The sequence below is a fragment of the Pseudomonas sp. NFACC02 genome (genome assembly GCF_900110765.1).
Classification (GTDB): Bacteria; Pseudomonadota; Gammaproteobacteria; order Pseudomonadales; family Pseudomonadaceae; genus Aquipseudomonas.
In genome coordinates, this window is the sequence record NZ_FOEO01000003.1 from 138264 (window position 1) to 153250 (window position 14987).

Consider the following 14987-nt stretch of genomic DNA (forward strand, 5'->3'; position numbering starts at 1 on the left):
CCGCCGTGTCAGGCGCTGACAACTTCCCTGAGCTGGAGATAAAACATGAATGAGCCGACGTCTCGTCAAGGACGCCTCAAATCCCTGCGCGCGGCCGGTATAGGCAACGCGCTCGAATGGTTCGACTGGACGCTGTACGCAACGTTCTCGGTCTACCTGGCGAGTAATCTGTTCGACAAGACGGATGCCAGGTCCGCGATGCTCGGAACGCTCGCCGTGTTTGCCGTCGGGTTCGTCGCCCGGCCGGTCGGTGGCCTGCTGTTTGGTCATCTGAGCGATCGCTTGGGGCGCCGGACCATCCTGATCATCACCATGATGCTCCAGGCGATCAGCAGCCTGGGCATTGCCGTCATTCCCGGGTATCAAAGCATCGGGTTGTATGCCTCGGTGGCCCTGCTGTTTTTCCGGCTGATGCAGGGCCTCGCCCATGGCGGCGAAACCGGGGTGTCCTACACCTATGTCGCAGAGATCGCCCCCAGCAAACACCGCGGATTGTGGTCCAGTTCGCTCTACATCGGGGTGACGCTGGGGGTCATGGCCGCCACCGGCGTGGCTGCGGTGCTGACCTGGCTCTGTGGGGCACAGGGCATGAGCGAGTACGGCTGGCGAATCGGCTTCGGTATCGGCGGGGTACTGGGTATCTATGCGCTGTTCCTGCGACGCGGTGCGCAGGAGTCCCACGTTTTCGTCGCGCAACAGGCGCAATCGCGATCTTCGCCCAGGCTGTCCAGGGGCGAGGTGCTGCGAATCTCGCGCAACATCGTCATGCTCGCCGCAGCCGCCAATGTCACGTACTACGCCTGGGTCACGTTCGGCGCTGCGACGGCCATCGCTCAAGGGATGGACGCCAACGGGGCCTATCTGGCGAGTCTGTTGGCGCAGATCCTCTGCGTGTGCTGGCTGCCGGTTTGCGGAATGCTGTCCGACCGGCTGGGTCGCAAGCCGATGGTCATCGCCTGGGGCGTGGGCGTGGTGGTGCTGACGTATCCGATCTCGGTAATGGTCACCACCGAACCCCATACCCTGTTTCTCGCTCAGGTGCTGGGGCTGGGCGCCTGGTCATTGATTGCGGCGATTTTCCCCGCCGTTCTGTCGGAGCAGGTGCCGACCCAGGCAAGGGCACAGGGCGTGGGGTTTGTCTCGTCGGTCTCTGTGGCGATCTTCGGCGGCACTGCGCCTTATTTACACAGCTATCTCACTGGCGCAGGTCTCGGCTATCTGTACATCGGTTACGTGATGGGGCTGGGCCTGGTCACGGTGATGGCGGGTTTTCTCATCAAGGAAACGGCGGGTATCGATCTGGCGCAGATCGTTGCCCACTCCACTCGGACACGTGTCGAGCCATGTCCGCCGATGACGTCGAGAGAGTGAGTCTTTGGCGTCTCTCTATCCGTCCCATCACTGAATAAAAGGAAGCTCACGCATGCGTTCAATCGACCTGAAAAATAGCGCAGCACGGGGCGAACGACCCGGCGCGGGCGTGACCGTCAGCCAGACCTCGGGACCGCGTCAGGCGGCGCGGGAGATCTGGGTCGAAGTTCCGTCAGAGGCTGGCCCGGCGGCGGCCTGGTGTTATTCCGACCAGCGTTCATACCGTCCCGGCGACACCGTGCGCCTGTACCTCTCGTCTAACAGTGCGCAGGTGAAGCTCAGGATCTATCGTGACGCCGCGCTTGTGCGCACCGTACATGAAACCGGCTGGCTCGATGCCTGCTTCCACCCGTTGCCCGAGCGCGTCTACGAGCACGGCTGCCAATGGCCAGTCTTTATGCAATGGCCCATCCCGGCGGACGTCGAACCCGGCGCTTACGGCGTGGAAATTCTGGACAGTGCCGACAGTGTGCTCGGGCATCATCTGTTCATCGTCAAGGCAGCGCACAAGCGCCCGCATGCGCTGGCGCTCGTCGCCGCCACATCGACCTGGGCCGCTTACAACGACTGGGGCGGGGCCAATCACTATTTCGGTCTTCATCCGCAGACACCCCGCGGCCGCTCACCGGTGTTGTCGACACAACGGCCCTGGGCCCGCGGGCAGGTCTGGCTGCCCAAGGACGCGCCACGTTCGGTCAACGCCAAGCGCCCCGGGAAACCAGGACCCGCGCGCTACGAGTTCATCGAATGGGCCTCCCTCAACGGCTTCAGCAAGTATTACGCGCTGGCAGGATGGGCCTCCTACGAAAGACCTTTTGTGATCTGGGCAGAGCAACAGGGTTACGTGATCGATATCCTCACTCAGGACGACTTGCATCGCGATCCGCACGCGCTCGAGGGGTATGTCTGCGCGGTCTTCGTCGGGCACGATGAATATTGGACGCGAGACATGCGCGACCACGTCGATGCATTTGTCGAGGAGGGCGGCAAGATTGCTCGCTTTGCCGGAAATTTCATGTGGCAGATCCGCCTGGAGAGCGGCGGCCACCGGCAAATAGCCTACAAGTACGATGCTGTTGCCTTTGACCCGGTGGCGGAGACCGACCCCGGCGCATTGACCAGCGCGTGGGAGGACCCGCGCGTGGGGCATCCTGGCGCCAGCACCTTCGGGGTCAATGCGTTGCGGGGGATATATGCGGGATTTGGCGGCATGGCTCCCCGTAGCCCGCGGGGATACACGGTTTTTCGGCCGCAGCACTGGGCATTCGAGGGGACCGGGCTGGGGTATGCCGACAGTTTCGGAGAAGACGCCAGCATCTTCGGTTATGAGGTGGATGGCCTCGAATACACCTTTGTCGACGGCCTTCCACAACCGCTTGGCACGGACGGCGCGCCACCGGGTCTTGAAATCCTCGCGATGGGATGGGCGACCAATGCCGAGCAGGGCCGGCCCGAGGATGCGTATTCCTTCATGCTGGGCGACGGCGATGCGCGGTACAGGGCTTCAATCCTGGCGCCCGACCTGTGCCAGGCGAGCATTGAGCAACACAGCCGTGGCGCCGGCATGGTGGTGCATTTCCACAAGGGCCGAGGCGAGGTGTTTACGGCGGCCACTTGCGAATGGGTACATGGCCTGATGCTGGGAGACAGCTACACCGTGACCATTACCCAAAACGTGCTGAATACATTTCTGGCCGTTGCGGATAAGCGTGGTGGGGATATATGACGCGTGCAATCGGATCGCCGCCTTGTTGTGATCGATGAGATGAGCGGGACTCATCGCGTTCTTTTCGCTCATGACCGGTTAAATGGATCAGGGGGGATGCGGCCACGCCCCGGCTTGCCTAAACTGGCGTCCGAATCTATAAGCCGCCGGCGCAGGCAGGCTTTCGTGCCGCCGCCCATAACAGGTAATGAGAATGCAGCCCGTCATGCTGAACCGCTTCGTTGCTGGATTGGTTGTTCTGATGTCGCTTTGTTTCACCGTGCCAGCCCTGGCGCAATCGAGTCCCGACCCGGTTAGCGACGTCAGCACGTTGCAGCCTCCCGATGAGGGGCCGACGCTGGAGCAGCTCAACGACCAGCTTGATCAGATCCGGCAAAAAGTCTCAGGAAGCGCCAATGATGACGTGCTCTCGGATTTGCGTCAGGCCGCACTTCAGGTGCAGAAACAGGCTGATACACTCGTCGCCCAGCAAGCCACCCGCATCGAGCACGTCAATGACCAGTTGAATATTCTGGGTGCGCCACAGCCTGACGAGCCGCAAACCATCAGCAGTCAGCGTAAAACACTGACGACGAAGAAGAATGCGCTGATGGACGACCAGCGTCAGACCACGACGTTGAGTCAGTCGGCTCGCGACCTGGCCAGTCAGATCTCCAGCTTGCGCCGCAGCCTCTTCGACTCCCAGATCACAACCCGTTCGGCCAGCCCGCTCAGTACGGTGTTCTGGTCAACCATGATCCGCCCGAGCGATGACGACCTGGGTCGTCTGCGCGGGCTGCTCGACGATATCAAAAGCGCCGCCAGCACCGCCCTGGCCCCGGGCAAGCGTTTTTTCTTCTCCTGTGTTCTGATCGGTGCGTTGCTGATCTGGGTCGTGGGCCGGCGCCTGATGGAGCGCTTGCTGATCTGGTTGATGATTCGCTGGCTGCCGGAGGGGCGTCTGCGACGCAGTGCGCTGGCGCTGACCGTTGGGCTGACGACCATTCTGACCATCGGTGCCGCAACGTCCTTACTCCGTTGGGGAATCGACACCCATGCGGTGTTGAGCGCGGACGTGGTCAACCTGCTGAATCAGATGCAGACGCTGATCATCTTCTGCGCCTTCATTGTCGGCCTCGGGCGTGGCTTGTTGATGCGTTCTCATCCCTCGTGGCGTTTACCGCAGATACCTGATCCGATCGCCGAGGCCATCAGCCATTTTCCGGTGTTGCTGGCGCTGGTGCTGGTGATCACCGGCACCCTGGAGCGCATCAACAGCGTCATCGCCAGTACCCTGGCGCTGACCGTGGCGGTGAACGGCCTGACCGCGCTGGCGGTTTCGCTGGTGTTCTTTTTCACCTTGCTGCGCTATCGCCGAACACGACGCAAGCAGGGGCTGGAGCGTCTGCCCGGTTTCGCCGGCCTGATCCCTTTCGTGGTGGCGGTCTGGGTGGGGATCAGTCTGTTGGCGTTGCTGGCCGGATACCTCACGCTGGCGTACTTCCTGACCGTGAAGCTGCTCTGGCTAAGCGTGGTGTCTGCGACCGGTTACCTCCTGATTGCCTGTTTTGGTGATATCTGCGAAACCCTGCTGTCGCCCAAGCAGCCCGGTGGCGAGGCTCTCGGCGCCGCGTTGGGCCTCTCGCCCCATCATCAGGCGCAAGCCAGCACCGCGCTCGCGGGGATTGGCCGAACGTTGCTGTTGTTCACCACGGTCGTGCTCGCCTTCATGCCGTCGGGTTCCAGTCCGGGTGAATTGCTCGAAGGGTTCACTCAGCTGAATTTTGGCAACAAACCCCTGGGCGGTCTGGACATTGCGCCCAGCGACATTCTGCTGGCCATCGGCGTTCTGATCTTCGGGATGCTGGGCATCCGGATCCTCAAGGACTGGCTGGCCGAACGGCTGCTGCCGGAAACCAACATGGACGCCGGTATGCGCGCATCGCTGGTGACGCTGGTCGGTTACATCGGCGTCGTCCTGCTCGCGATCGTGGTGATGTCCACGCTGCATGTCAGCCTCACCAACTTGACCTGGGTGGTCAGCGCGCTGTCCGTGGGTATTGGTTTCGGTCTGCAAGCCATCGTGCAAAACTTCATTTCCGGGCTGATTCTGCTGACCGAACGGCCGGTCAAGGTGGGCGACTGGGTCAGCCTGGCCGGGGTGGAAGGGGACATCCGTCGGATCAACGTGCGTGCGACAGAAATCCAGATGTCCGACCGGTCCACGGTGATCGTGCCCAATTCCCAGTTCATCACACAAAACGTGCGCAACGTGACCATGGGCAATGCACTGGGTGTGGTCGGCATCACCCTGACGCTGCCGCTGGACACCGACGTGCTGAAGATCCGTGACCTGCTGTTGCAGGCGTTTACCGAGCATGAAGCGATACTCGACACCCCGGCGCCCTCGGTGACCTTCAAGGACCTGACGAACACCGGAGTGATCATCGCCGTCAGCGGCTACGCCAACAGCCCGCGATCGGTCGGGGGTGCCCGCAGCGACCTGCTGTTCACCGTCCTCGGACGCCTGCGCGAGTTGGGCATTGCCTTGTCGTCACCGCAGAGCATGGTGCTGGTCACCAGCGACAGTGGGGAGAAACTGCAGCCCGAGCCGTGACGGACTGCGATTCTCTCGATGATTCCTTAACACGCACAGAAGGTTAAAAGGGTGGATGGCATCAGCGGCGGGCCATGTCCGCCAACAACCAGTCACGAAACACCTCGGCCTCCGAAACACCGATGCTGGTGGGGTTAAGCGCCAGGTAATAACCCCGACTGGTACGGTACTCATGGGGGAGCACCTGAACGAGGGCGCCTGACTCCAGCAGGTCGTCAATCATCGCTCCCCATCCTAGCGCGATGCCTTCGCCTTCCAGTGCGGCTTGAAATAACAGCGCAGAGTTGTTGAACGACAGCGCGGGTGTGGGATGAGCGAACCTGACGCCCATTTGTTGCAACCAGACTGGCCAATCCACCACGGGCCAGCGAATCCAGCGCCAGTGTTCACGGTCCAGGTGAAGCAAGCGTTCCTCCAGCAATTGCCGGGGTTCATGCAGTTTGCGATCCCCCAGGTAGGACGGTGAGCAGACAGCCAGTATCGTTTCATCGAAAAGCCGCTCCAACCTGACACCGGGGCCTTGTCCTTCACTGCCAGTGGTGAACCCTATGTCGATGTTTTCCCCCACCAGATCGAAATCGCGGTCCAGCGCCAGCAGACGCACGCCAATGTCCGGATGCGCGCGTTGAAACGCTTGAAGGCGAGGGCGTAGCCAGTACGTCGAAAAGCCAATGGTCGCCGCGAAGGTAATCACCCCGGAGACACCGTTGCGCAGATCGTGAACCGTGTCGGCAATGCGCTCCAGGCTTTGATCCACAGTGGCATAGAGCCGGCGTCCTGCCGGTGTCAGGCTGACATTGCGATGGCCGCGCACGAACAGCGGAAGCCCGATTGAGTCCTCCAGCCCTCTGATCTGCCGGCTCACCGCTGCCTGAGTCACGCACATTTCTCGCGCCGCCAACGTGAAGCTCATCAGGCGCGCGGCCGCTTCGAAAATCACCAGGCCAGTGAGCGGTGGCAGGCGACGACGCAGTTTTTCCATCGACAGAGTCTCCAGCGGCGGTGATCGAATGAGTTGGTATTCACATTACAAAAAGTTATCCAGCAACCTGACTTTAAATCGTTTGAGCCGCTTGACGTTGTCTGGCCTGATGGAACCGTCACGATCAGGCCTTTCAAGCCTCAACGGCCTGGCCTGATTGTCAACCTAGCAAAACCGATACCGTCTGAGGTGACCATGAACGCGCTGATGAAAGGACTAACGCACGGCCTGAAAGTCATGGCAGTCACTGTTTGCATGCTGGGCGGCCCCGCCTGGTCGGCCGAGCCGCAGCCGATCCGGATTGGGTGGGTCGCCTGGCCCGATGCTGAAATCAGCGCCAAGCTCGCGGCTTACGCTATCGAACAGCAACTGCACCGTCCCGTGAAGCTGGTGATGGCCGATATCGGAATCCAGTTCAAGGCCATGGAAAGTGGCGACATCGATTTCATTCCCATGGTCTGGCTGCCCACCACCCACAAGGGATATTGGGATAAATACCAGAATAAGCTGGAAGACCTCGGTGTGCTCTATGAAGGGCGCATAGGATGGACCATTCCCGATTCCATTCCCCGCGAAACCCTGAGCAGCATTGCCGACCTCAACAAGCCAGAAGTCCGTGAGCAATTGCGCGGCACGATTCTCGGGCCGGAACCCGGCACCGGCCAGTTCACGCTGTCGCAAAAGGCTATCGATGTCTATGGCATCACCGGCTACAAGCTGGTGTCATCGTCCGGCGCGGCGGAAGTCGCGCAGTTCTCGCGGGAAATCGAACGCGGTCATTGGAGCCTGCTCAATGGCTGGAATCCGCACTGGATGTTCGCCAAATGGAAGCTGCGTTATCTGGATGATCCGAAAGGCGTTTTCGGCAGCACCGAGCAGGTGCATATCATCGGTCGCCCTGGTTTGCGTGAAGCGGAACCGGCCGTTGCAGCCTTCCTGAAGAACTACACATTACCGCTGCCGCAGCTTGAGGCGCTGTTATTGCAGGCGAAGGACAGCTCGGCCGACGCCGCGGTAAAAGCCTACTACGCGGCCAACAAGCCGACGTTCGATGCGATGTTCGCACCCCAGGCGACCGCCGCCGCGCAGTGATCGCCTGATGGTGCCTTCGTCAATAAGCCCAGGCCTGAAGGCTTGGGCCATCTCGGATTCCAGTGCGAGTATCGTCATGTCCAGTAATGATCCACTGCTGCAACCCTTTGCCATCAAGCATCTGCAGTTGCGCAATCGCGTCGTCAGCACGTCGCATGAGCCCGCCTATACCGACCAGGGCATGCCACGCCAGCGCTATCGGCTCTATCACGAAGAGAAGGCCAAGGGCGGCGTTGCACTGACCATGATTGGCGGTTCCTCCATCGTGGCACCGGACAGTCCACCGGCCTTCGGCAACCTTGAGATGTACCGCGACGAAATTGTGCCCTGGTTGCGCGAGCTCAGTGACGGTGTACACCAACATGGCAGCGCGATCATGTGCCAGCTGACCCACCTTGGCTGGCGAGGCAGTAATTTCCATGCTGACTGGCTGCCGCTGGTGTGGCCTGGCCATGGGCGCGAGCCGGCCCACCGCAGCTTCACCAAAAAAGCCGAAGATTGGGACCTGGCGCGAATCATTCAGCATTACGCCGATGCCGCCGAACGCTGCAAGGCGGGTGGGCTGGACGGCATCGAGCTGGAGGCCTACGGCCATTTGATGGATGCGTTCTGGCTTCCGGCAAACCAGCGTGACGACGGTTGGGGAGGCAGCCTGGAAGGGCGCATGCATTTCTCGCTGGAGGTGTTGCGGGCGATCCGCAAGGTGGTGGGCACCGAGTTCATCGTGGGCATCCGCATGGTGGTCGAAGATGATATGCCGGGTGGGCTGGGTCGTGAGGAGGGACTGGCCATTGCGCAAACCCTGGTCGATCATGGCATCGACTTCATCAGCGTCATCAAGGGGCGGATCGACAGTGATGTCGGCATTTCCAGAGTGATTCCCGGGATGGGCACCCCTGCCGGACCGCACCTGGAGTTGGCGGGTGCTGTGAGGCGCGCGGTGTCGGTACCGGTGATGCAAGCGGCACGGATCAGCGACATCGCCACGGCCCGCCACGCTTTACGTGAGGGGCTGGTGGATCTGGTGGGCTTGACGCGTCCGCAGATCGCCGACCCGCACCTGATTGCCAAAGTCCTCGCCGGCCAGGAGGAGAGGATTCGTCCCTGTGTGGGGGCCAGCTATTGCATCGACCAGATCTATATCTCCGGCCAGGCCCACTGCCTGCATAATCCGGCGACTGGACGAGAGAGCCAGTTGCCCCATGAAATCACGCCGTCGAGCGGCCCTGTCCGCAAGGTCCTGATCGTCGGTGCCGGCCCGGCCGGGCTGGAGGCGGCGCGGGTGTGTGCCGAGCGCGGTCATACCGTGACGGTGCTGGAAGCCAATAGCCGGGCGGGCGGGCAGGTCCGGCTGGCGTCCGTTCCGTTGCGTCGTCGTGAGTTGATCGGTGTGGTGGACTGGCGGGTCAGCGAGTGTGAGCGCCTGGGTGTGCAATTTCGCTACAACTGCTATGCCGGGAAGGACGAAGTGTTGGCCGCAGGGCCCGATGTGGTGATCATCGCCACCGGCGGTTTGCCGAACACCGACATTCTTGAGTACGGGAACGAGCTGGTCGTCAGTACCTGGGATATCCTGGGCGGTGACGTCAAGCCTGCTGCGTCGGCGCTGGTGTTTGACTACAACGGCGGTCATCAGGCGCTGACGGCGGCAGAGTTCATGCTCGATCATTGCAACGAACTGGAAATCGTCACGTCCGAGCGCATGCTCGGTCCAGACATTGGTGGGCTGAACACACCGCCTTATCTGAAAGCGTTTGCCGAACAGGGCGTGCAAGAGACCTTGAGTCATCAACTGACCGGCGTGCGTCGTGAAAACGGCAGGCTGGTGGCGACCCTGCGTAGCCGGTATGCGGACGTCACCCGTGAGCGGGTGGTGGACCAGGTCGTGGTTGAGCACGGCAACCTGCCGCTGGACGATCTGTATTTCGAACTCAAGGAGTTGTCATGCAATCTCGGAGAACTGGATCATCAAGCCTTTATCGACATAGCACCTCAATTGCTGGGTGAGGGCCGCACCGGCTTTCAGCTGTTCAGGATCGGTGATGCGGTGAACAGTCGGGATATCCATGCGGCGATTTATGACGGGATGAGGTTGTCCATGGCGCTTTGACAGGATCGCCACGCTCCGTGTTTTCTGACCTGACACCGATAGACTGACATCTCGTGACGGGCACGATGCAGCTTTTCACCGAATTGCGCGGGCGGGCGCTAAACTCTTCAGCCGAATGCGTCGAGTCCCGGCCGTCCGCCGCGCTTCCAGAGCGCTGATCGCTTGGCCCAAGCGCTATCGCTCGGTCGGCGATACCCATTTATCACTATGGGCACAGCCGTTGTGCTGATGTCTGGCGGCAACGCCTGGGGAGCAATCATGTCCACCTCCACACTGACTTCAAGGATGTTCAGCACCCCTCGCCATACCACGCATTATCTGGAGTCCGGGCCAGTTGACGGGCCGCTGATGATGTTTGTGCATGGTTGGCCAGAGCTGGGTTTGATCTGGCGCGCGCAGATGGACGCTTTCGCTGCAAAAGGCTGGCACTGTGTTGCGCCGGATATGCGGGGTTATGGCCGTTCTGCCGCACCCGAATCCACCCATGAATACACGATGGAAAACATCGTGGAGGACATGGCCGAACTTCATGACCATCTCGGCGGCAAGCCGGCCATCTGGGTCGGCCACGACTGGGGCAGTGTGGTGGCCGGTGAGCTGGCGGCTCACGAACCACGGCGCAGTCGCGGCGTGGTGCTGATTTCGGTGCCGTATTTCCCCACCATGAACGCTTTGCAGACGCTGGTTCCCTTGGTCGACAGGACGATCTATCCGGCCAGCCAGTTTCCCGACGGTCAATGGGACTATTACCGCTACTACACCACGCACTTCGCATCAGCCGTCGCTGATCTGGACGCGGACAAGGCAGCCTCACTGGCTTCAATTTATCGAAGAGCAAACCCGGAGAGTGTTGGCAAGGTCGCGTCGAATGCCGAAGTGACAAGCAAAGGAGGGCGGTTTGGCGCCCGTCATCGTGCCCCGCCGACCCAGCCTGATCCGGCGCTCTGGCCAGCAACGGACTTCGCTGTACTGGTGCAGGCATTCGAGGCGCGAGGCTTCCGCGCGCCCTGTGCATGGTATCTGAACGATGACGCCAACATCGCCTACGCGTGTCGCGCGCCGGAGGGCGGCAGGCTGTCTCTGCCCGTCCTGTTTGTGAACGGCGACTACGACCAGATGAACAGCATCGAGGGCAATCGGTTGGGCGAGCCGATGCGGGCGGCGTGTGCAGACCTCACCCTGACGAGCCTGCCGGGTGCGCATTGGCTGCCAGTGGAGTGCAAGGCCGAACTTGTTGGTGCTATTGATAGCTGGCTTCGACTTAAAACGCTTTAGCTGTATCAGGTCACCGAACTTGAATTGAAGATCATTCACGGGATAGACGCGGCCTTTGATCTTCACTCCTCGTCGTCTACGCTGAGCAGCGATGAGGTTATGGAAACCTCGCGTTTGACGCAGGAGTATCCCGATGCACAAGTTCGTTTCGTCAGCCCTGATCACGTTGCTGCTCTCTGGCTCCCTAGTCTCATTGGCATCTGCCGAAGACGAAGTGGCGAAGGGTATTCGCCATGACAATCGAGAGCTGGACAAAGGGGTCGATCACGACGCCAAAGAAGTCGACAAAGGTGTAAAACACGATGCCAGTGAGGTAGATAAAGGCCTGAAGCATGACGATAAGGAACGACATAAGGCCGACAAGCATCTGGACAAGGAAGCCAAGAAGCACCTGTGAACAGACCCTCCGTTCGTAACCGTCCGAATGACACAAACGTTCGGGCGGGAATGGGGTTCGAGAAATACAGCCGACGCAAAAGAGCCCTCGCGCAGGCCGCTGCCGAGGGCTTTTCTTTGGGGTGGCCGAGGCGAGGGTTTCCTTATCGGTGCCTTTCTGACAGGCATTCCTGATGGGCATATTTCCTATGCGGGAGACCTCTCTACCGGGTGTACGGCGGTGTCGGGATCATGACCCTCGACACATCAACCATCGAGGAAACACTCATGACCCTTCAAGCCAGACTGGATGCGTTCAAGGCCGATTTCGTTGCTGGCAAGCCTCCTTACAACGCTCCAGCGCCTGTACACGCTGTGATGCATCGCGCCACCGCAGAACTGATCGCCAGCGGCCAGGCCGAGCGAGCACTCAAAGCTGGCGATGTTGCGCCGGCTTTCGAGCTGCCCGACGCTGAGGGCAATCTGGTCTCTTCGGCTGAACTGCTGGCTCGCGGCCCTCTGGTGATCAGCTTCTATCGTGGCGTCTGGTGCCCGTACTGCAACATGGAGCTGCAAGCGTTGGAAGGGGCGCTGCCGGCCTTTAAGGAGCGCGGTGCCAGCCTGGTGGCGATTTCACCGCAAAGCCAGGCGAACAGCCGCAAATCGCAACGTCAAAATGGCTTGGATTTTCCGATTCTCAGCGACAGTGGCAATGAAGTAGCAGCGGCTTTCGGCCTTCGTTTCAAGCTGCCGGACTACCTCGCCGAACTCTATCTGAGCCTTGGCAACAACCTGCCGGTCATCAATGGCGACCAAAGCTGGACGCTGCCGATGCCGGGCCGCTTCGTGATCGGCCAGGACGGCGTCATCCTGTACGCGGAGGTCAATCCCGACTACACGCTGCGTCCAGAGCCCACTGAGTTGTTGCCTGCTTTACGCGGTTGATAGCGAGCCCTTCAAGGCCGCCCTTGGGGCGGTCTTGCTTATGGCGTGGCCATCAACCGTTCGACGAAGTCAACGAACGCACGCGCCTTGGCGCTGGCGAGGCGCCCTGTAGGGAACACCGCCCACAGATCCAGCGGCGGCAATTGCCAATCCTCCAGTAGAGGTATCACTTGGCCTTTGGCGAGTTCTTCGGCAAACATCCACCGGGACGTTAAGGTCACACCGAGCCCGCCAAGCACCGCCGCCCGCACACCTTCCGCCGCGCTTACCCGTACCCGCCCGCTCACTGTTGCCGACTGCACCGTGCTGCCTTGTTTGAACGCCCAGTGCTCGCCACCACCTGCCTGAGTGAAAATCACTGCCTGGTGCTGCGCCAGATCCGTCGGGGTGGCCGGTACGCCATGGGCTTGCACGTAGGCAGGAGTGGCCAGTACCAACCTCTGACATTCACCGATTTTGCGGGCGGTAAGGTTGGAGTCCGCCAACGCGCCCATGCGCAAAGCAACGTCGATACCCTCTTCGACCAGGTTGACCGTGCGGTCATCCAGGACGATGTCGATGTTCAGGTCCGGATGCGCTTCGAGAAATGCCCCCAGGTGCGGCAGCACATGCAAACGCGCAAAGGTCACCGCCGCACACACTCGCAGGGTGCCGTGCAGGCCGCTTCCCGCACCGCGTGCTGCCAGCTCGGCTTCATGGGCCTCCTCGATGGCACGCTTGGCGCGCTGGTAGTAGGCCGTGCCGGCCTCAGTCGACGTGAGCCCGCGGGTGGAGCGCAGTAATAGCCGCACGCCGAGACGTTCCTCCAACTGCGCGATGGTTTTAGAGACGGCGGGCTGGCCCAGGTTGAGCCGTCGCGCTGCCGCAGAAAACGACCCCGCTTCGAGTACGCTGACAAAGGTTTCCATCGCCGCCAATCGATCCATCGTCGCTCCACCTGAACCTGTAAAAAACGCATGGCAAAAAGCGAGCGAAGCAGGGCTTCGCTCGCGGCGGGTGGGTTTATCTCAACAAGCCGTGCGCAAAGCAAGCCTGGCTAGAAGGCGGCTTTGCCGATGGACGCTCCCCCGTCGACGAACAGCGTTTGGCCGGTGATGAAACCGCTGCTTTCGGAAAGCAGGAAGGCAATGGCCGCTGCGATCTCCTGCGGTCTGCCGAAGCGTCCCAGCGGAACGCCCGAGAGATAGCGCAATTCGCCCTCGCTCCCGGGCGGATTGTTGGCCCGAAACAGTTCGGTCTCGGTCGGGCCTGGCGCAACGGCGTTGACAGTGATGCCAGTGGTGGCCAGTTCAAGCGCCCATGACCGGGTAAAGCTGATGAGCGCGGCTTTGGCGGCTGCATAGGCGGTGCGATGGGTGATGCCCAGCACCGTCAGACTGGAAATGTTGACGATCCGTCCCCAGTGACGCTCGCGCATACCGGGGAGCAGTGCCTGAGTGGCTAGCAGCGCGGAATGCAGATTCACCCGCATCACCGCATCGAAGTCGTCCAGATCCACTTCGTCCAGCAGTTGCGGGCGAACCAGGCCAACGTTGTTCACCAGCCCGTCGAAAACATACTGCCGGGTCAGCGTCGCCAGGGCCTGTTCGGTCGCCTTGCGATCACTCAGATCGACAGGGACCAGAATCCCTGGGAAAGCGACACCCTCAGCGTGCCTGGCGATGCCCACAACACGGTGTCCTGCATTGGCCAGCGCTTGTGCCACCGCAAAACCGATGCCCTTGGTGGCGCCGGTGATCAAAAAAGTCCGCTTGTCCATGACTGCTCCTGGGACCAGCCCGTCTCGGGGCTGGTCGAGTGAAGGTCGAGTGCCGGTTTTCAGGCTGGCTTGGTCCATTCGTTGCCTTTCATGAACGGGTCTAGCTGCGTGTGTACCAAGTGGTTGGTGTAGTTGCTCATGACCTTGGTGGCGACACCCAATACGACTTCCAGCACGTTGCGACGCGTGAATCCGGCAGCCAGGAATGCCTCGATACCCGCGTCGTTGACGAACCCGCGATCACGCACCACCGCCGTGGTAAAAACATGCAACGCTTCCAGGCGAGCATCCGGGATAACGCTGCCGGCGCGCAGGGCGGCAATGACCTCGGGGGCCATCTCGATCATCCTGGCCAGGGTGGTGTGCCCGGCCATGCAGTAGTGGCAGTTGTTTTCGAAGTTGGACGTCAGGTACACCACTTGCTGTTCGTGCGGGGTCAGCGTGCTCTTGCCGAACAGGTCCCAGAGTTGGCTGTAGCCGGCCAGGAGTTCTGGCGATTCAGCCATATTGCCTTGCAGGTTCGGTACGAAGCTGAAGGCTTTCTGCACGGCTTCCAGAACAGGCCTGGAGGCAGCAGGGGCGGTTTCGACGGTGTAACGAGTGAACGTGGTCATCGCAGTTGTCCTTGAGTGGGTCAGCAAGAGTGCTGGGGCTATCTTGCTGTTCTCGGCGGGACTGCGGAACGCAGAGGGCGGGCATATCATTCATGCCCTTCAGGAATAAGGGGGAGCGCGCAGACGCTGTTGCCGGAATCGA

12 protein-coding genes are annotated in these 14987 nt (G+C 61.0%); 8 read left to right on the top strand and 4 right to left on the bottom strand.

Features of this window, described 5'->3' with window-relative positions; genetic code table 11:
• Positions 1-45: 45 nt before the first annotated feature.
• The 3 genes from BMY73_RS04395 to BMY73_RS04405 all read left to right on the top strand — a co-directional run bounded on the left by BMY73_RS04395 (position 46) and on the right by BMY73_RS04405 (position 5693).
• Complete coding sequence (locus tag BMY73_RS04395; RefSeq protein WP_092405285.1) at positions 46-1371, top strand: MFS transporter; 1326 nt, start codon at positions 46-48, stop codon at positions 1369-1371.
• 52 nt (positions 1372-1423) lie between these two features.
• Positions 1424-3097 (top strand): N,N-dimethylformamidase beta subunit family domain-containing protein, encoded by a 1674-nt coding sequence (locus BMY73_RS04400; protein WP_092405287.1) that lies wholly within the window; start codon positions 1424-1426, stop codon positions 3095-3097.
• 193 nt (positions 3098-3290) lie between these two features.
• On the top strand, positions 3291-5693 hold the full coding sequence (locus BMY73_RS04405; protein WP_092405289.1) for a DUF3772 domain-containing protein: 2403 nt from the start codon (positions 3291-3293) through the stop codon (positions 5691-5693).
• 61 nt (positions 5694-5754) lie between these two features.
• On the opposite strand, the gene BMY73_RS04410 is transcribed toward BMY73_RS04405, so the two are convergent.
• Entirely contained in the window at positions 5755-6675 is a 921-nt protein-coding gene (locus BMY73_RS04410; protein ID WP_062382198.1) for a LysR substrate-binding domain-containing protein, read from the bottom strand.
• 207 nt (positions 6676-6882) lie between these two features.
• Here BMY73_RS04410 and BMY73_RS04415 point away from each other — a divergent pair, with 207 nt between their 5' ends.
• The 5 genes from BMY73_RS04415 (at position 6883) to BMY73_RS04435 (ending at position 12472) form a co-directional block, all read left to right on the top strand.
• Positions 6883-7767 carry a glycine betaine ABC transporter substrate-binding protein gene (locus BMY73_RS04415; RefSeq protein ID WP_256570812.1) on the top strand — a complete coding sequence of 295 codons (885 nt, stop codon included), beginning with the start codon at positions 6883-6885 and terminating at the stop codon, positions 7765-7767.
• A 76-nt stretch (positions 7768-7843) separates the two neighbouring features.
• Positions 7844-9877, top strand: coding sequence for an oxidoreductase (locus tag BMY73_RS04420; protein WP_092405291.1), 2034 nt, complete (start codon positions 7844-7846; stop codon positions 9875-9877).
• A gap of 258 nt (positions 9878-10135) precedes the next feature.
• Positions 10136-11152: an alpha/beta fold hydrolase gene (locus tag BMY73_RS04425; protein WP_092405487.1), complete on the top strand. Its 1017-nt coding sequence runs from the start codon at positions 10136-10138 to the stop codon at positions 11150-11152.
• 133 nt (positions 11153-11285) lie between these two features.
• Positions 11286-11549 (top strand): hypothetical protein, encoded by a 264-nt coding sequence (locus BMY73_RS04430; protein WP_062382200.1) that lies wholly within the window; start codon positions 11286-11288, stop codon positions 11547-11549.
• A 266-nt stretch (positions 11550-11815) separates the two neighbouring features.
• Entirely contained in the window at positions 11816-12472 is a 657-nt protein-coding gene (locus BMY73_RS04435) for a peroxiredoxin-like family protein (protein ID WP_092405293.1), read from the top strand.
• A 38-nt stretch (positions 12473-12510) separates the two neighbouring features.
• On the opposite strand, the gene BMY73_RS04440 is transcribed toward BMY73_RS04435, so the two are convergent.
• The 3 genes from BMY73_RS04440 to BMY73_RS04450 all read right to left on the bottom strand — a co-directional run bounded on the left by BMY73_RS04440 (position 12511) and on the right by BMY73_RS04450 (position 14845).
• A complete protein-coding gene (locus BMY73_RS04440) occupies positions 12511-13398 on the bottom strand; it encodes a LysR family transcriptional regulator (protein WP_092405295.1) in 888 nt (295 codons plus the stop codon).
• Positions 13399-13508: 110 nt separating this feature from the next.
• The gene (locus BMY73_RS04445) at positions 13509-14231 is read right to left on the bottom strand and encodes an SDR family oxidoreductase (protein WP_092405297.1); all 723 of its coding nucleotides are present in this window, start codon (positions 14229-14231) and stop codon (positions 13509-13511) included.
• 59 nt (positions 14232-14290) lie between these two features.
• Positions 14291-14845 (bottom strand): carboxymuconolactone decarboxylase family protein, encoded by a 555-nt coding sequence (locus tag BMY73_RS04450; RefSeq protein WP_062382204.1) that lies wholly within the window; start codon positions 14843-14845, stop codon positions 14291-14293.
• Positions 14846-14987: the final 142 nt, after the last annotated feature.

Excerpts from the sequence above, each read along its gene's own strand:
- BMY73_RS04395 (WP_092405285.1), top strand. The coding sequence starts at position 46 with ATGAATGAGCCGACGTCTCGTCAAGGACGCCTCAAATCCCTGCGCGCG.
- BMY73_RS04400 (WP_092405287.1), top strand. The coding sequence starts at position 1,424 with ATGCGTTCAATCGACCTGAAAAATAGCGCAGCACGGGGCGAACGACCC.
- BMY73_RS04405 (WP_092405289.1), top strand. The coding sequence starts at position 3,291 with ATGCAGCCCGTCATGCTGAACCGCTTCGTTGCTGGATTGGTTGTTCTG.
- BMY73_RS04410 (WP_062382198.1), bottom strand. The coding sequence starts at position 6,675 with ATGGAAAAACTGCGTCGTCGCCTGCCACCGCTCACTGGCCTGGTGATT.
- BMY73_RS04415 (WP_256570812.1), top strand. The coding sequence starts at position 6,883 with ATGAAAGGACTAACGCACGGCCTGAAAGTCATGGCAGTCACTGTTTGC.
- BMY73_RS04420 (WP_092405291.1), top strand. The coding sequence starts at position 7,844 with ATGTCCAGTAATGATCCACTGCTGCAACCCTTTGCCATCAAGCATCTG.
- BMY73_RS04425 (WP_092405487.1), top strand. The coding sequence starts at position 10,136 with ATGTCCACCTCCACACTGACTTCAAGGATGTTCAGCACCCCTCGCCAT.
- BMY73_RS04430 (WP_062382200.1), top strand. The coding sequence starts at position 11,286 with ATGCACAAGTTCGTTTCGTCAGCCCTGATCACGTTGCTGCTCTCTGGC.
- BMY73_RS04435 (WP_092405293.1), top strand. The coding sequence starts at position 11,816 with ATGACCCTTCAAGCCAGACTGGATGCGTTCAAGGCCGATTTCGTTGCT.
- BMY73_RS04440 (WP_092405295.1), bottom strand. The coding sequence starts at position 13,398 with ATGGATCGATTGGCGGCGATGGAAACCTTTGTCAGCGTACTCGAAGCG.
- BMY73_RS04445 (WP_092405297.1), bottom strand. The coding sequence starts at position 14,231 with ATGGACAAGCGGACTTTTTTGATCACCGGCGCCACCAAGGGCATCGGT.
- BMY73_RS04450 (WP_062382204.1), bottom strand. The coding sequence starts at position 14,845 with ATGACCACGTTCACTCGTTACACCGTCGAAACCGCCCCTGCTGCCTCC.